Origin of the sequence: Candidatus Nitrosocosmicus oleophilus, assembly GCF_000802205.1 — an archaeon.
Taxonomy (GTDB): domain Archaea; phylum Thermoproteota; class Nitrososphaeria; order Nitrososphaerales; family Nitrososphaeraceae; genus Nitrosocosmicus; species Nitrosocosmicus oleophilus.
In genome coordinates, this window is sequence record NZ_CP012850.1 from 561,665 (window position 1) to 577,941 (window position 16,277).

Sequence of the window (16,277 nt, forward strand, 5' to 3'; positions counted from 1 at the left end):
TACTTCCTAATTCATTGTCATTATTTTATATTTATTTAACTACTAGTACCGGAATTTTACTATGATGTAATACTCGGTGAGAAACACTGCCCAGTATGGCGTGTTTAAATTTCCCTCTACCTCTACTCCCTATAACAATATAATCAAAATTGTTTTTCTCGATATAATCAATTATTATAGACCCGACATTTTGTCCCTCCAAAAATATGGTTTCAGGCTCTAAACCATAGTTTTTTACTCTATTAACAGCATTTTCAAGAACAGTTTTGGCTTCTTTTTCTAGCTCTGCCATTATAGAGTTTACTAGTTTTTGTGATTGAATATAAACGAAAGGAGGGATTTCAAGTACATATAGGATTATCAATTTTGAGTCTAATTTAGAACTCAAGAAGGAAGCATGATCTAAGGATCTCATTGAATTTTCAGAACCATCCACTGGAGCAAGTATTCTGGAATTCATTAGATTATATGAGTGAATTCAATGATATAAATCTAATATTTTAGATATGTTCTTGTACAAAGTAAATGATTTAAAAAATTATATTTTAGATAGAAAAATTAGAAAAGTATACTAAAAAATGTCTTTATTAGAGGTATTTATTGTGCTTGGGATTAATTCTTCTATCTGATTATATATCTTTAATAGTCGTAAGCCTTTTTCTGTTGTTCTATACTTTTGAGTTCCATCTTCATATTCTAACAAAGCATTCTCAATTAGCATTGTAAAGTATTCTTTTAACTGTGCATATGAAAGGAATGATTTGTACATGATTTTTGTCTTTGTAGCCCCACCGTTTGCTGCTTCTAGTATTAAGACAGTTATTTCTGTTCTACTTCTATATTTCATTATTATCAAATAGAACATTGTTGATCAAGTATTTATTAAAAGCTGTCCATTCGATCATGTCTTTCGATCAGAACATTCGATCACATGATTAACATAATAATCTATTCCACAAAAAAATCTGACATTTACTAATATTGAGTCCTTTAAGAATGTAATTGAAAACCTCTATGAATTCTCATTGTTAGGTTATTTAGTTATCTAATTACGAATTTTCGAAACCAAGTTTTACCTATTTTACCTGGATATAAGCAATTATTCAATTATATTGAAAACAAATATAGGATATGGTCTCTAGGGTTCAGGTTACGATAATTATTTAAAATACAATCAGACAATGATCTTATGTCTTATGGGTCTGCTACTCCATCGGAACCTTCAACGAAGAAACTAGTATTAATTTTTGGTATTATTGCTATAGGTGCATTTATTGTCTTGAGTATTTTTGTATTCCCTGTTAAAAATTTAATCAGAGACGAAGTTACCGCCGAAGTTAAAATATTAAGCAAAAATGAAGGAATTTGTGTTGTTGATACTACTGATCATCCTAGAGGCATTAATCAATGTCCCTATGAGGTTGGAGATACGGTAATAGTAAAATACAAAGAGGGAACTTCAGACATAATAAGTCATGAATTAAAACCCTGAAAATAAATAATTATGTTGTACAGGTTTAGTTATTTGGGTTGAATTAAAGAAATTATTTTATTGTGCTTGGGATTAATTCTTCTATCTGATTATATATCTTTAATAGTCGTAAGCCTTTTTCTGTTGTTCTATACTTTTGAGTTCCATCTTCATATTCTAACAAAGCATTCTCAATTAGCATTGTAAAGTATTCTTTTAACTGTGCATATGAAAGGAATGATTTGTACATGATTTTTGTCTTTGTAGCCCCACCGTTTGCTGCTTCTAGTATTAAGACAGTTATTTCTGTTCTACTTCTATATTTCATTATTATCAAATAGAACATTGTTGATCAAGTATTTATTAAAAGCTGTCCATTCGATCATGTCTTTCGATCAGAACATTCGATCACAACAACATGGATAAAAAATTATCATCCTTTAGCGCTTTGGATACAGTATCAGAAGAAACAGCCATTTTGATTATTTGAGAACGGCCATACCTACCATGGCTAACGACGTTTGAGGTAATTAATCCAAGTTGGTCTAATTCACTAATTATTTGAGTAACTCTTCTTTGGGTCAGAGCATCATGTTCAATTTGTTTACATAATGAAGTATAGATATCATAAACATCTCCGGTCATACCAGTTTGAGATTTCATGACAGATAGAACAATCAATTTTGTATGTGTTGTGGAATTTTTGATAACCTCATAATTGGTGTCTTTTTCAATCTTTTCTTGTGCTTCTCGTATATGATTTTCAGTAACCATATCTGCCCTTTCTCTTTCCGCTATTTCAGCAGCTACTCTTAATAAATCAATTGCCTTTCTAGCATCCCCATTTTCCTTCCCGGCCACTGCTGCACACAAATTAATCGCGGCCTGACCAATGGATCCCTCATTAAATGCTAGTTTTGATCGGTCATTTAGGATTTCTTTTAGTTGAATTATTGTGTATGGATTAAATATTATTTCCTCCTCACTTAGACTACTTCTAACTCTCGGGTCTAGTTTGTCTTTAAACGTAAGACTATTAGATATTCCTATTAAAGATACAAATCCATCTCCCAGCATACGTTCATTTGCTCTAGTAAAGTTATATAAAACATCATCTCCGTTCCTATCAACCAAAGAATCAATCTCATCAATAATCAATACTACATGAAGATTATTTTTTTTCAAATATTCAAGGATCCTATCAGTGGCTTCGCCCATAGACAAACCAGTAAAATGGACTTTTAATTTCTTGTCGAAGCGATTAATCCCTATATCCTCCGCAATATCATATAACACCTTGTAAGAAGTATTTGAAGTCTTTGCGTTAATAATAGTAACGGTAATTTCTATTCCATGTTCTATTGATTTTTTTTTTAATCTAGTAATTACATTTTTTACAACGGCAGTTTTCCCTGTTCCAGGTTTTCCAAAAACTAAGAGATTAGAAGGTCTACCATTCTTTAATACGACTGATAGTACTTGTGCGATTGTTTTAGACTCTTCATCTCTAAATGGCAATTTTTCAGGAACGTAATCAATTGTTAATGTTTTTCTATTTTTAATTAAATTGGCTCCAATAACAGCCTTATCAAATATATTATCTAAATAATCTGAATCCATCATCATTTCCTTCCGTTAATGGTATTGATAAATCAACACAGACACACCCCTATTTTTCTATTCGAATGATAAAAAGATAATGTCATGTTAATATGCTAACTGTTATTAACATTTAATTTTAAACAGGTTAATCAATTATTTTATACATTATAATTAAATAAATTAATACAATTCTACTATCAAAATCAATATTAATTACATAAGAAATAGAGGGGTCTGTGTCCATCAAACAAAATTAACATTAACCTTAACAGTTAAAAATCATTTGATAATAAACGTGAATTAACCCCTTTATTTCCACTGGAGGAATTTTAAATTCATTAACAATGATAATAAACGTGAATTAACCCCTTTATTTCCACTGGAACTAGAAAAACCTTTAAGATAGATGATCAAATTAACTTTAGAAATATATACATCAATAATTCTGTGCTTATTTTAGTTAACAAAAACTAATCTTTTAGTTATCAATTTTTATTCCATATTGTTAAGTTAACATATGTTATCAAATTCACAGAGACGATAAATTGTCCACTGGAAAAAAGAGAATAAAAATTGAATTAGAGGATGCAGAGGGTGGAAAATATAATTTATCTCTAGAAGGGAATCTATCAAAAGACAAAATTCAAAAAGTTCTTCAGTTAGTGGAATCCTTGAACGTCTCAAAGGATGATTTAGATAACAATATCCAAGTTCCTATAGAACAAAATAATAGTTTACAAAAGTATGACATAGGACACAATTTATCTAATAACTCGATTGGATCAAAGATATGGACATTGATCGAAAACAATTTTGCCTTTAGTTCTTTTACATCTTCTAATGTTGCCGAATCCTATGAAGAATCATACGGTGAGCAGTTACAACTTAGTCTCATATCTACTTATTTATCAAGGTATTTTGAAAAGCAAAAATTGGTAAGGAGCAAAAGAGGGAAAGAATGGATCTATAAGTTAATTAAAATTCAAAAAGATATTATTTCGTCCGGCGGGACACCTACAACTTTTCGATCAAATCGTTTAATGGATTCACATTATTCGGAAGATCAGGGTGAGAATGACTTTTTGAAACAGAATGCTTTGACAACAGTTTACGACCTTCGACTGTGATAGTGTACCTAAAGGGCTTTGTGCTCATATCTCTATCTACCAATTTCTCTTCAAACAATTTTTTCATTAATCTTGAAGTGTGTTCTCTAGTCCTACCGATTACCATTTGAATCTCTCTAGTAGTCAAAGATTTATCCTCTAATTTTTTTAGGATGTACTCTATTGTACTATTCTGACGGTCTTCTTCCTGATCTACTGACTTGATGGAATCTTGTGATGTTATGTCGTGACTAGGTAGTGATGTCTCAATTTTTGGATTGCTTAAGTAGTTTTGGAATGGTGATATTACAGAGTTCTGTGACCTGATCTTATTGTTGTTAGAGATTATGTTTTCATCTAATAATTTAATTAAACCATGTATATCGGCTAATTTTTCGTTGGTCTTATTAGTTCTGTCGTATAAGACTCTAAATTGTTCAGAAATGAGATTAGTTTTATTAATTTGATCTTTTATTTGACTTTCAAGCGAAGTAATTTTTGTTTCAATATTGTATTTGTTAAACTTTTTGTTTTTTAACAGGTTGTAAATCTTTAAAGCAAGAATTGATACTGCTATTGCTGAAATAAACGGAACTAAGGTATAATTTAATATCAGTGATGCAATATCTATGCTCACACATAATTTAGTAATACAGTGTGATATAACTTTATTGTATGTGATAATTTGACATTTATTATTGTAAATTATGTGATATATCACATATCAATTATTCTATTGATTAAATCTTCTATCACATTTATCACATTATTTATTTCCCTATCGTGATATTTGGCGTGACTATCTTCAAGCATGCTAAGTTTGTTTGTCATAGAGTTTAAGGCAGTAATTTGGTTGTCATTCATTACATTTATTAGATTTAGCAGTAGAATAGAGTAAAAAAATTTCCGCAGTTTTATCTTTGATTGCTTAACTTCTCTGTAGTAAGCTCCTGAACTTATTTCCTTTGGCCTTTTCTCTTTATTCTTGAAATTATAAATTATTTGTATTTGTCTATTGGTAAATAGAGATTTTTCAATTAATTTGGATATAAATAAATTATTTATATCTTCTTTGTTTTCCATTAGCTATACAATATTGTATAGTTTTATACTCTTTAAATAGATACCAGCACAATCATTAAATTAAATTCAACTAATATACGTGTAGTATTATATTGAGTCGGGTAGAGAACTATATTAATGATGAATTGAAAAGGCATAAAAAAATATGTTTTGCTTTATTAGATTCGGAGAATTTTGAAGACATTGCTGGTGTTGCGAAAAAAGTTGAATCACTTGGTGCTTCAGCTATTTTGGTGGGTGGTTCATCTGCCATAGATCAACTGGATTTAGACAAATTAGTAATATCTATAAAATCTATAATATCTATTCCTGTTATTTTATTTCCCGGAAACGTTACAGGAGTATCTCCCAATGCCGACGCGATTTTATTTACCTCATTGCTAAATTCCGAGGATCCATATTTTATTTCTGGAGCTCAAGCATTAGGTGCATTGTTGGTGAAAAAGTATAATATTGAACCGTTGCCAACAGGATATATAATAATTGGAGATAATACTACCGCCTGGTTTATTGGAAGAGCAAAGGGTATACCCTTTGAAAAATCTAATATCGCCGTCATGTATTCGCTGGCCGCACAGTATTTAGGGATGAGGTTTGTTTACCTGGAGGCTGGATCCGGTGCAAAAAAGAATGTATCTGCCGAAATGATTTCAAATGTTAGAAAGTATTATGATGGCTTATTAATTGTTGGAGGGGGAATTAAGAATTCCTCAATAGCTAAAGAATTAGCGGAGGCAGGGGCAGATATCTTAGTTGTAGGAACATTATTAGAGCGTGATCCAGATTGGGAAAAAAAATTTAATGACATTATTCTGGCGATCCGTTCCTGAATTAGTGCGATTGAATAATTATGAATTTGATTGATGAAGCCAAAGTAAGATTAAGAAATATTTCAATTCCAAGTTACTATTTAGAGTATCAGATTAGCTTACTGGAGCAGGTAAATAAGCTTCATTTGGTAGCCGAAAAGGCAAGAAAAAAGGGGTTGGATGTAACAACATATGTTGAACCAAAAATTGCCTACGACTTATCTGATAGAGTTGCAAAAATGCATAATATAGATATATCAGACAGATTAAGGGCATTACTAAATTATACAACAAAAGAGAAAGCGGCTCTTAAGATAGCCGAGGAAATAGCAAAGGGGGAATATGGATCTGGAGATCTTAGGACTAGATTAGAAAATGCGGTTAGGGTTAGTTTGGCTGTTGTGACTGAGGGAGTCACTGTTGCTCCATTACAGGGTATATCTGACGTACAATTGAAAAATAATAAGGATGGTTCACAATACCTCTCAATCTCTTTTGCTGGCCCGATAAGATCTGCTGGAGGGACTGAAGCCGCACTAACTATGCTTATAGCAGATCATGTGAGAAGAGTGTCTGGACTTGCCAAGTATCAAACAAATTCCTTTGATGATGAAACTGGCAGGTTTATAGAAGAATTAAGATTGTATGAGAGGGAAGTAGGAAACTTTCAATTTAAAGTCTTAGATAAAGATGTTGATTTTTGCATCTCTAATTTGCCTGTTGAGATTGATGGAGTAGATACAGATCCAGTCGAATTAGTAATTCATCGGGAGATGAAGAGGATAAAAACGGATAGAGTTAGAGGAGGGGCACTCAGGGTTATGAACGATGGTTTGATAGGTAGATGTAGAAAACTCACAAAATTGGTCGAAACACTCGAGTTAGAAGGTTGGGATTGGCTTGCAAATATGAATGGTGCAATCCAAACGGGCGATGATGATACTGTGAGTCATAGGATGTCTGAAGTAATTACAGGAAGACCCGTGTTATCTATGAACAAGAAAATTGGTGGATTTAGGTTACGATACGGAAGGTGTTTTAATACCGGATTTGCAACGATAGGAATTCACAACACGATTCCTGTATTATTGAATTCTGCTGTAGTAGTTGGAACGCAAATTAAAATGGATGTCCCTGGAAAAGCCTCTACAATTGCCCTTGTAGACACCATTGAACCGCCAATAGTAAAATTAGATGACGGAACGGTCTTGCAGATCAATACCGTAGAACAAGCGCTAAATTTAAGATCACGGGTAGTCAAAATATTATACTTAGGAGACATTCTAATCAGTTACGGCGATTTTCTTGAGAATAATGCCCAATTATTACCAGCAAGTTATGTTGAAGAAATATGGACCCAGGAATTATTTGAAAAATTGAATCACATCAATGAAGTCAAAAATGACTTTGTTGTTGAATATGATAAGTTAGTTAAATTGAGTTCAAATCCCTCTATAATACCACAATTTAGAGATGCATTGAAAATATCGATGCAATTCGACATACCACTACATCCTAAATATTCCTTCTACTGGGAAGCTATATCAATAAAAGATTTTTTAATAATTAGAAATGTCTTGATATCTTTTATTTCTCTATTTAACAGAGATAAAGAGACTGAATCAACTGTCGAGGAAATGAGGCTATCATATGATCATAAACTAAAAAGTATTCTAGAAAAACTAGGCGTGTTCCATAGTTTAGATACACCTAGTAATACTATAGTATTGTTAGATGAATCTCAAATTTTTGCCTTAGTGTGCTTATGTATTCCAGAATTCCAATCTATACTCTCTTTGTTATATGAAACTCACAATAAAATCCATTTTTCAACATTTTCTAATTATATGTCGCAGGATGGATTTATAAGAGATATAGGCGAAATTGTTGAAAGCTTACAGTCGGAGAAGGGTGAAAGTAAAACAAATGTCATCAAATTAATAAATTCCATATCTTCCATTAAAATACGTTCAAAATTTTCTTCTTCCATATCGGTGAGAGTTGGTAGACCTGAAAAAGCTTCAGAGCGAAAGATGAAACCCCCAATTCATGTTTTGTTTCCAGTAGGTAACAAGGGTGGTCCCATGAGAGACCTCCTAAAGGCTTCAAATGCAGATTCTTTTTATTCAGAAAAATCAAATCGATATTGTTCTAATTGTAATATTCCATCCTTAGGTACTAACTGCAACTATTGCAATCAGGCGACTCCTATCAAATTTATTTGCAATGTCTGTAAAGTTGAATCTCTAGATTTAACGTTTGATCCTATTGATAATATAAAAAAAAGGAACAAATGTTTAAAGTGTGGTAACGAATATAAAACATTTTCTCCAATAAAATTTCCTTTAAAGACCTTGATAGAAAAAGCCGAAACAAGGTTGAGCTTTAGGGTAACCTCTCCTTTAAAAGGAGTGAAAGCTTTAATGGGGAAAGACAAGGAAGCGGAACAAATTGAGAAGGGCATTCTCAGAAAAAAATGTGGTTTATCTGTATTTAAGGACGGCACCATAAGATTTGACGCTACGAACGAACCACTTACTCATTTCATACCATGTTTTATCGATACATCCATTTCAAAATTAAGAGAATTAGGGTACAAATTTGATTATCTACAGAATAAACTTAATTCAGATAGACAAATCGTAGAATTGCTGATTCAAGATGTCATAATTCCATTAGATTCTGCAAAATATCTCTTAAAAACAGCTAAATTCATAGATGAAGAATTAGTTACCTTATATGATTTACCACCGATTTATAATGCCTATACTGAAAATGATCTGATTGGACATTTAATAGTGGGATTAGCTCCTCATACTTCAGTCGGTATTATTGGGCGTATAATAGGTTTTACAGAATCACAGGTTTGTTTGGGTTCTCCGATATGGCATTCCGCAAAAAGAAGAGATTGTGATGGTGATGCTGATTCAATTATACTACTATTTGATGCATTTTTGAACTTTTCATATTCTTTCTTGCCGGATAAAATAGGTGGATTAATGGATGCTCCATTACTAATACAACCTATTGTACTACCTCATGAGGTTCAACGACAAGCTCATAATGTTGACATTGCGGAAAAATATCCACTAGACTTTTATAAAAATACTTGGTTAGGGGTAAAAGCAGCTGATGTTTCTGATATGATTGAAATACTAAAAAATCGAATAGGGAGTGAAAAACAATTTTATGATTATGGGTTTACTCATACTAGTGGTACTTTAATATCCGACATAAATCGAAGTGCTTATTCTACATTAAATACAATGAGTGAAAAACTAGAAATGCAAATATCCACAGCAAATCTTATCAATTCTGTAGACACAAACGAAGTAATCTCTATGGTCCTGACGACACATATTATTCCTGACATAATGGGTAATATGCGTTCTTATTGTTCGCAGTCGTTTAGATGCAATAAGTGCGGTGATAAGTATAGGCGAATTCCTTTGTATGGTAAATGTCTTACTTGTAATAATATCTTGCTACAGACGGTTACTCGAGGTTCGGTAGAAAAATATGTTCTTTTAGCAGAAAACTTGAGTAACAACTTTAAAGTCACTAATTATCTACGGAGCAGAGTTGAATCACTTATTGTGGAGCGAAATTTTGTTTTTCAATCAAAGAAGGAACAACCTACATTACTTGATTATTTATAAAATCATTATGATTTTTGGTTTATTAGTTTGCAAAATTTATTTGATATGGTCTTAAAGTGGCCAAATTAACTACAATTGCTATACCAGGGGTAGGAGTAATTCCCATAGCGCGCTGAAAGGGTGTTTGGGTTTGCCATGCGCCAGAATTCACTACCAAGGTTCCCTTATAGCTATCCACATCAATTACATGTACGTGACCGGAATGGAAAATATCCGGAACGTCTTCAATAACCATCATATCTTCTAATTCTGGAGCAATAGGTGTTCTTTGACCGTATATAGGTGAGAGATGTCTTGATTTAAGTAAAATCTTCATCGCCTCTGCTGGTTTAGAATAACTTAAACCAGGAATTGTAGCAATCGTATCGTCCAAACTTTGACCATGAAACATTAATGTTTTTACTCCTTCCATATTGATCATGCAGGGATTTCCTAGCATGGTGATATTGTTTAAAGAGTAAATCTTATCAGCATATTTTCTTGGTATTGCTGGTTGAGGTAATGCTCGTCTTCCCAGGTCATGATTTCCTGGAATCATAAAAACCTTGATGTGTTTAGGAATTTTCGCCAACAAATTTGTAGCGTGCTCCATCTGGGAAAATGAATCCTTTTCAAATAATTCTCTGTCTTGATGCGGAAATATCCCTATTCCATCAATTAGATCCCCACAAATACAAATATACTTTATTTTAGAAACAATATCTTTATTCTCTTCGTTTCCATTTAACCAATTCAAAAACATTTGAAATTCATCTTCCATGAAGAATTTACTGCCTATGTGTAAATCAGATATTAACACACTATATACCTCAGAATGAGATCTATTTGGAATTCTGTCTGGCACGTCTAGTGAGAATATTTTTTTTATTATATGGTTCTTTCTTTTTGAATTATTCTCAAGTTCTATCATTACCATTTGATCCAAAATTAATGATGAAATCTGTTTTTTTAAATCTTCATCGTATGCAAATGCCTCTAATAATCCACTCTGGTCATCAATAGTCAAATTATAACTATTCTTTTTGATCTTCTTTTCCATAATTAATCCTGCTATGAATAAAGATTCTTCCAAATTCTCCTTAGACTGTGACTTTGGATTTATTCTTGATTGGTTAAGAAATTGTTTAATGAACGCTATTTTTTTTATTCTTTTACTGTCTGGTCTATTAGATAAAATTTTTAAGGATTTATCAAATCGGCTTCTAAAGAGTGAAGTATATCCTTCAACTCCTTCACCGCTATTAATACTATTATTGGAATCATAAATTATGTTGTTGACATAATAGTTATTCTCAAAATCATCGAAATCACGAGTTACTAATTCTAAAATAGTCTCTTCATTATTTTTTTTAGTATCAATGATTTCAGAATGATCTAGCTTGTTAACAATAGTAGTACCATTACTAGCATTATCATTTACGATTAGTGAACTATTTGTTGAAAACTTTAAAATATTCTTTATATCGTCGGATAAAATAACCTTAGACCCGTCTCTCTCTCTTTTGATCATGAGAATCTCTTCAACTATTTGATACACATCTACCTGTAGATTCTCAATCAACACTAAAGCATCGGGATGAATCTGAAATCCTTTACTAGTTATAAAGGAAATTATTTTTAAGAGATCGGAATTATCGGTCAATAATCAAATTAACTAGTTGATGATATTCTTTAAATCTTTTTATATAAATAATAAAGTATTATAATTGATAAAAAAAGTAATATAATTGGTTATGCTTATTACATTTAAAAAGAGACTGGTGTTTTTCTTTATTGCCATGTTGTTTTTCTTGAGTATTTTTTATATTGGATTTTCCTTTAGAATGGATGAATCATTTTCTAAGGAGTTATCAAAAAACTTTATTAATCAGATAAGTGACATAGACGAATTTGGTATATTCTTAAATAACCTTAAAATAGCATTAGTGATGTTTATTCCAGTTATAGGCCTCGTAATGGGAACTATTTCTGGATTTTCTACCGGTTTAGTGTTTAATTCGATAATGAACCTATCAGATGTTGCACATTCTAATCCCTTGGTAATTTTCTTGACACCATTTGGAATCCTAGAGCTAGTCTCATATGGACTAGCAATTTCTCGAGGCTGTATTTTATTTTTTGAAATACTAAAAAAAAAATTTACAAAAAAATCTCTATTTTATTTGCTAATTGAAGTAGCATTAGTTTCTGGAATGCTTTTTGTTGGAGCAATAATAGAATGGATGATGATTGAAAATATTCCAAAAAGATTATGATCATCTGTCATTCGTGCATAGCTTTCGGATTATTTTATATCAATGTTATAAAATGCCATAGTGTTTAAATAGTTTTAATGAAGATTTACGTACAGTGAATTATTAGATGCCAGTAGCAATACTTCCAGATGTTAGTGAACAGCATTGTATTGGGTGTGCTTTATGTGTAGAAATTTGTACAGCTCTTGGTCCAGATGTATTAAGAGTAAAACCTGTGGAAGGTTGGAAAAGAGGTAAAGCATTTGTCTTTTATCCAGAACGATGTATCTCTGATGGTGCTTGTATTGGCGTTTGTCCAACAAAAGCAATTTTCTGGATGAGACCAATGGATTATACACCAGGACAACCAATTCCATTAAAGAAAAACGCCATATTTACGAAAGGCTGGGAAGAGGGCTAACTCTCCACCAATTTTTATTTTTTCTCTAATTTTAGAATTCAATAACCATTATAAAACTGATAAAATTTACATCCGTGCATTAATATTCTAATATAGTTTTCTCTAATAATTAGTACTTAAATATCCAATAGAATTACTAAAATGCGAAATTGACAAAAAAATTGTATGTCATAGGTGTAGGTCCAGGATCAAAAAAATATCTTACGGATTTTTCAAAAGAAATTATCAAACAATCTCATTATATTATAGGATATAAATATACTCTAAATACTATAGATCACCTGCTTGATAGATCGTTTAATCAAGTATTTGAAATAACCATGAAAAATCAAGAGGAGATTTATTTGAATGTATATAATAATCTAATGAAAGAAAATGATATATGCACTGTTCCCTTTACAGGAGATGTAAATTTCTCGGAATCAGAAGTTGTGGACCGGCTTTTATACCTATTCGGTGATGAAAATGTCTGCATTATCCCTGGCATCAGTTCTATACAGGTAGCAGCTGCAAAATCTAGAGTTCCATTGGATAAATCTAACATCATGACTTTTCATGTCACTGGTGATATTGAAGAAAAAAAAATAGAACTGGTAAAGTCAATTGTGGATAAGAAAAGTGTAATATTAGTGCCAAGACCGTGGCCGTCTGAACCATCAAAAAACTTTATGCCCTCTGAAATTTCATTATTTATCAAAGAAAAAGGACTTGACACTTCAAAAATTGACGTTTGGGTATTTGAAAATTTGACAAATGACGGAAAGGAAACCACTTTTACTGGAAAAATGAGTTCGCTAGAAAACAAAAACTTTAGCGATTTATCAGTGATGGTTATAGATCAAAACAAACGACAAACTTACTTGGAGCTCTAAATTTATTCTTTCCCCATTTGTATTATTTCAGTTTTGAACGTAAATAAAATATATTACAATTAACTCTATATGATGTTGAATGAGCAAGAACGAATTTAGATGTTGTATTGAATGTGGTTCAAAAATGTCTAAAAATATTAAATTATGCCCCGCCTGTGGAGAATCTCAGGGCTAGATTTAAATATTTTTGTTAGACTCATTTTCCATTTTATTGATCTTATTTTTAGATAATCATGACAGTTATTTTCACTTATAGTCATTATTAAAATACCCCTATTTTTTAATAATTAGACGATGGTAAAAAAAATAACTCTCCTTATTCCCGTGATTATTTCAGCCTTTGTAATAGGGATTTTAGGAATTATCTTTGCTCCATCAGATATTAAGAACGCAAACATCAATTTTTCAAAAGGATCTATAAAAATAGACGAAAAACTTTTGACCGTCGAAATTGCTGATTCGGATTTTGATAGGCAACGATGGTTAACATTTAGGAACGACAGACCAAATTTGGATTCTGGGTTACTATTGATATATGATAAGCCTGATTTATATTCAATGTGGTTGTTAAATATAAAATATCCATTAGATTTAATGTGGTTTGATCAAAATGGCGATATAGTTTATCTTAAAAAAGATGCCCAACCCTGTGATAATATATTTGATTCATCCAAATGCACCTTTAAGAATACAAAACCGGCAGAATTTGTACTGGCTAGTTCGGCGGGATTTATCCAACACAACAACATAACAGAAAGTTCAAAATTAGAAATAATTTCAGCTTGAATTCTATTTTTCTCTTTTACTACACATTACTTTTATCAGAGCAATATCACTAACTCAAGTTCACTAACTCTTAAGTCCGGCTACAAGAAAGTAAAGGACAGAATTGCTTTAAACCGGGAATAAATAGAGCAGGATGTGGCTTAATTAGAGAATCAAGAGTAGCCATATCGTATTATTTTTATAAATGCTTATTTATTTCTTGTAATTCGTGAGTTATCTCTTCAATGGATGCCTCATCCTCAAGGGTAGTGATATCTCCAATAGTCTCGTTATTTACAATAGATCTTAGAAGCCTTCTCATTATCTTGCCACTCCGTGTCTTTGGTAACTTATTTACAAAATAAATCTTTTCAGCGGATGCAATTGGCCCTACTGTATTTTTAATGTGTTCATTTACCTCTATATCTAACTGCGAAGATAATTCAGCTCCTTTTCTTAGTACCAGAAATGCGATGATTGTTTCACCTTTGATTTCATCCTTTTTACTAGTGACAGCTGCCTCGGCTACTGAAGGATGAGAGATAAAAGCACTTTCAAGTTCTATCGTTCCTAATCTATGGCCGGCAACCTTTAATATATCATCTGCTCTTCCTAGTATCCAATAATATCCATCATTATCTACATATGCAAAATCACCTGCGAAGTAACTATTGCGTGTCTTTTCCCAGTATGTTTTTTCGTATCTTTCTTTGTTATTCCACAATGAAAGCAGCATTCCGGGCCAGGGTTCTTTTACAGTTAAATACCCTTTTTTATTGGCTTCTACTTTTTTACCATGGTCATCTACTATTTCTAATTCAATGCCTGGTAATGAAAATGTTCCAGAACCAGGTTTCATTTGGATATTCTCAATTCCAGTACACATACTTATCATAATACCACCAGTTTCAGTTTGCCACCACGTATCTATGATAGGACAATTATTTTTACCAATTGTATTGAAATACCACATCCAAACCTCTGGATTTATTGGCTCTCCTACCGTGCCCAATAATCGCAAACTTGATAAATCATATGAATTGGGTATATCATTTCCATATCTCATATAAGATCTCAACGCTGTGGGCGTAGTATACAGAATGGTTGCCCCGTGTTTTTCTATAATATTCCAATACTGACCTTGGTCAGGATAGTCTGGTGCACCCTCATAAATAATTTCAGTTACTCCATGCATCAATGGTGCATATACTACGTAGCTATGTCCAGTTACCCAGCCTATATCTGCTGTGCAGAAAAATACATCCGTTGGGACAAAATTGAAGACCCATTTTGCCGAGTTAAACAAATGAGTCAAGTATCCTCCGCTTCCATGGACAACACCTTTCGGTTTACCTGTGGTCCCAGATGTGTATAATATAAACAAAGGATCGTTACTTTCCATCCATTCTGACACACAATAGTTAGATTCTTTATTTACTAAATCTTCGAACCATATGTCCTTTTCATTTATATCTATATCTTCATGAGTTCTTTTAACGACTATTACTTTTTCAACAGTAGAGGTTTGTTTTACAGCTTCGTCTACTATTTTCTTCAATTGTACTATTTTCCCTCTTCTATATCCTCCATCTGCTGTAATTATTATCCTAGATTCAGCATCATTGACTCTGTCAATGATTGATTGAGAACTAAACCCTGAAAAAATAACAGAATGAATGGCTCCTATTCTAGCACAAGCAAGCATTGAAATGACTAATTCGGGTATCATTGGTAGGTAAATTGTGATCCGATCTCCTTTTTTTATACCCAGCCTTTTGAGTGCGTTGGCCAATTTGTTCACTCTATAAAACAATTGATTATATGTAATAGTAACAGATTGTCCGTCTTCACCTTCCCAAATAATGGCTGCGTGATTCTTCTTTTCACTTATTAGATGTCTATCGAGACAATTATAGGCGGCATTTAGTTTTCCTCCCAAGAACCATCTAGCAAAGGGAGGATTCCAGTCCAATACTTGCTCCCATTCTTTAAACCACGTCAAGTTTTTCGCACAATTTGACCAAAAATGTTTTGGATCTATTTGGGATATACTTTTTATTCCTTTTATCTTATTTCCCTCTAGCGAAATGATTTCTTGATGTCCATCATCCTTGCGATATTGAGGATCAATCATGAAAAAGGAAAGATTTTTCTTTACTTAAATGCTTTCGTTATTTATTATAGTGTATTATTTATATACGATTCCTCTATCAAAAACCATACACAATCAAACCAATTTACATATATTATTCATC

Annotated in this window: 16 protein-coding genes; 8 read left to right on the plus strand and 8 right to left on the minus strand. The window is 32.1% G+C overall.

The window, feature by feature from the left end:
- Positions 1-31 precede the first annotated feature (31 nt).
- Together NMY3_RS02710 and NMY3_RS02715 are read right to left on the minus strand one after the other, a co-directional pair.
- Positions 32-460 carry a universal stress protein gene (locus NMY3_RS02710; protein WP_196817414.1) on the minus strand — a complete coding sequence of 143 codons (429 nt, stop codon included), beginning with the start codon at positions 458-460 and terminating at the stop codon, positions 32-34.
- A 111-nt stretch (positions 461-571) separates the two neighbouring features.
- Positions 572-847, minus strand: a complete 276-nt coding sequence (locus tag NMY3_RS02715; protein WP_196817415.1) for a winged helix-turn-helix domain-containing protein — start codon at positions 845-847, stop codon at positions 572-574.
- Positions 848-1,189: 342 nt separating this feature from the next.
- Here NMY3_RS02715 and NMY3_RS02720 point away from each other — a divergent pair, with 342 nt between their 5' ends.
- The gene (locus tag NMY3_RS02720) at positions 1,190-1,492 is read left to right on the plus strand and encodes a hypothetical protein (RefSeq protein WP_196817416.1); all 303 of its coding nucleotides are present in this window, start codon (positions 1,190-1,192) and stop codon (positions 1,490-1,492) included.
- Between the two features lie 52 nt (positions 1,493-1,544).
- Here NMY3_RS02720 and NMY3_RS02725 read toward each other — a convergent pair whose 3' ends face one another.
- Both NMY3_RS02725 and NMY3_RS02730 read right to left on the minus strand, forming a co-directional pair.
- Positions 1,545-1,799, minus strand: coding sequence for a winged helix-turn-helix domain-containing protein (locus NMY3_RS02725; protein WP_196817417.1), 255 nt, complete (start codon positions 1,797-1,799; stop codon positions 1,545-1,547).
- Between the two features lie 80 nt (positions 1,800-1,879).
- Entirely contained in the window at positions 1,880-3,091 is a 1,212-nt protein-coding gene (locus tag NMY3_RS02730; RefSeq protein WP_196817418.1) for a Cdc6/Cdc18 family protein, read from the minus strand.
- Positions 3,092-3,618: 527 nt separating this feature from the next.
- On the opposite strand from NMY3_RS02730, the gene NMY3_RS02735 reads away from it, so the two are divergent.
- On the plus strand, positions 3,619-4,200 hold the full coding sequence (locus tag NMY3_RS02735; protein ID WP_196817419.1) for a hypothetical protein: 582 nt from the start codon (positions 3,619-3,621) through the stop codon (positions 4,198-4,200).
- Here NMY3_RS02735 and NMY3_RS02740 read toward each other — a convergent pair.
- Both NMY3_RS02740 and NMY3_RS02745 read right to left on the minus strand, forming a co-directional pair.
- Entirely contained in the window at positions 4,088-4,816 is a 729-nt protein-coding gene (locus NMY3_RS02740; RefSeq protein ID WP_196817420.1) for a hypothetical protein, read from the minus strand. The two genes, NMY3_RS02735 and NMY3_RS02740, sit on opposite strands and share 113 nt — an antisense overlap.
- An 80-nt stretch (positions 4,817-4,896) precedes the next feature.
- A complete protein-coding gene (locus tag NMY3_RS02745; protein WP_196817421.1) occupies positions 4,897-5,262 on the minus strand; it encodes a hypothetical protein in 366 nt (121 codons plus the stop codon).
- 86 nt (positions 5,263-5,348) lie between these two features.
- Between NMY3_RS02745 and NMY3_RS02750 the strand changes: the two genes are divergently transcribed.
- Together NMY3_RS02750 and polC are read left to right on the plus strand one after the other, a co-directional pair.
- Positions 5,349-6,092: a geranylgeranylglyceryl/heptaprenylglyceryl phosphate synthase gene (locus NMY3_RS02750; RefSeq protein WP_196818454.1), complete on the plus strand. Its 744-nt coding sequence runs from the start codon at positions 5,349-5,351 to the stop codon at positions 6,090-6,092.
- A gap of 20 nt (positions 6,093-6,112) precedes the next feature.
- Positions 6,113-9,730 (plus strand): DNA polymerase II large subunit, encoded by a 3,618-nt coding sequence (gene polC, locus NMY3_RS02755; RefSeq protein WP_196817422.1) that lies wholly within the window; start codon positions 6,113-6,115, stop codon positions 9,728-9,730.
- 22 nt (positions 9,731-9,752) lie between these two features.
- Here polC and NMY3_RS02760 read toward each other — a convergent pair whose 3' ends face one another.
- Positions 9,753-11,372, minus strand: a complete 1,620-nt coding sequence (locus NMY3_RS02760; RefSeq protein WP_231100201.1) for a DNA-directed DNA polymerase II small subunit — start codon at positions 11,370-11,372, stop codon at positions 9,753-9,755.
- 136 nt (positions 11,373-11,508) lie between these two features.
- Between NMY3_RS02760 and NMY3_RS02765 the strand changes: the two genes are divergently transcribed.
- From NMY3_RS02765 to NMY3_RS02780, 4 genes are all read left to right on the plus strand, one after another.
- A complete protein-coding gene (locus tag NMY3_RS02765) occupies positions 11,509-11,985 on the plus strand; it encodes a stage II sporulation protein M (protein ID WP_257720046.1) in 477 nt (158 codons plus the stop codon).
- A gap of 106 nt (positions 11,986-12,091) precedes the next feature.
- On the plus strand, positions 12,092-12,385 hold the full coding sequence (locus tag NMY3_RS02770; protein WP_196817424.1) for an NADH-quinone oxidoreductase subunit I: 294 nt from the start codon (positions 12,092-12,094) through the stop codon (positions 12,383-12,385).
- Positions 12,386-12,534: 149 nt separating this feature from the next.
- Complete coding sequence (locus NMY3_RS02775; protein ID WP_196817425.1) at positions 12,535-13,257, plus strand: SAM-dependent methyltransferase; 723 nt, start codon at positions 12,535-12,537, stop codon at positions 13,255-13,257.
- Between the two features lie 294 nt (positions 13,258-13,551).
- Positions 13,552-14,043 (plus strand): DUF192 domain-containing protein, encoded by a 492-nt coding sequence (locus tag NMY3_RS02780; protein WP_196817426.1) that lies wholly within the window; start codon positions 13,552-13,554, stop codon positions 14,041-14,043.
- Positions 14,044-14,221: 178 nt separating this feature from the next.
- Here the strand turns inward: NMY3_RS02780 and acs are convergent, their stop codons facing one another.
- A complete protein-coding gene (acs, locus tag NMY3_RS02785; RefSeq protein WP_196817427.1) occupies positions 14,222-16,156 on the minus strand; it encodes an acetate--CoA ligase in 1,935 nt (644 codons plus the stop codon).
- Between the last annotated feature and the right edge of the window lie 121 nt (positions 16,157-16,277).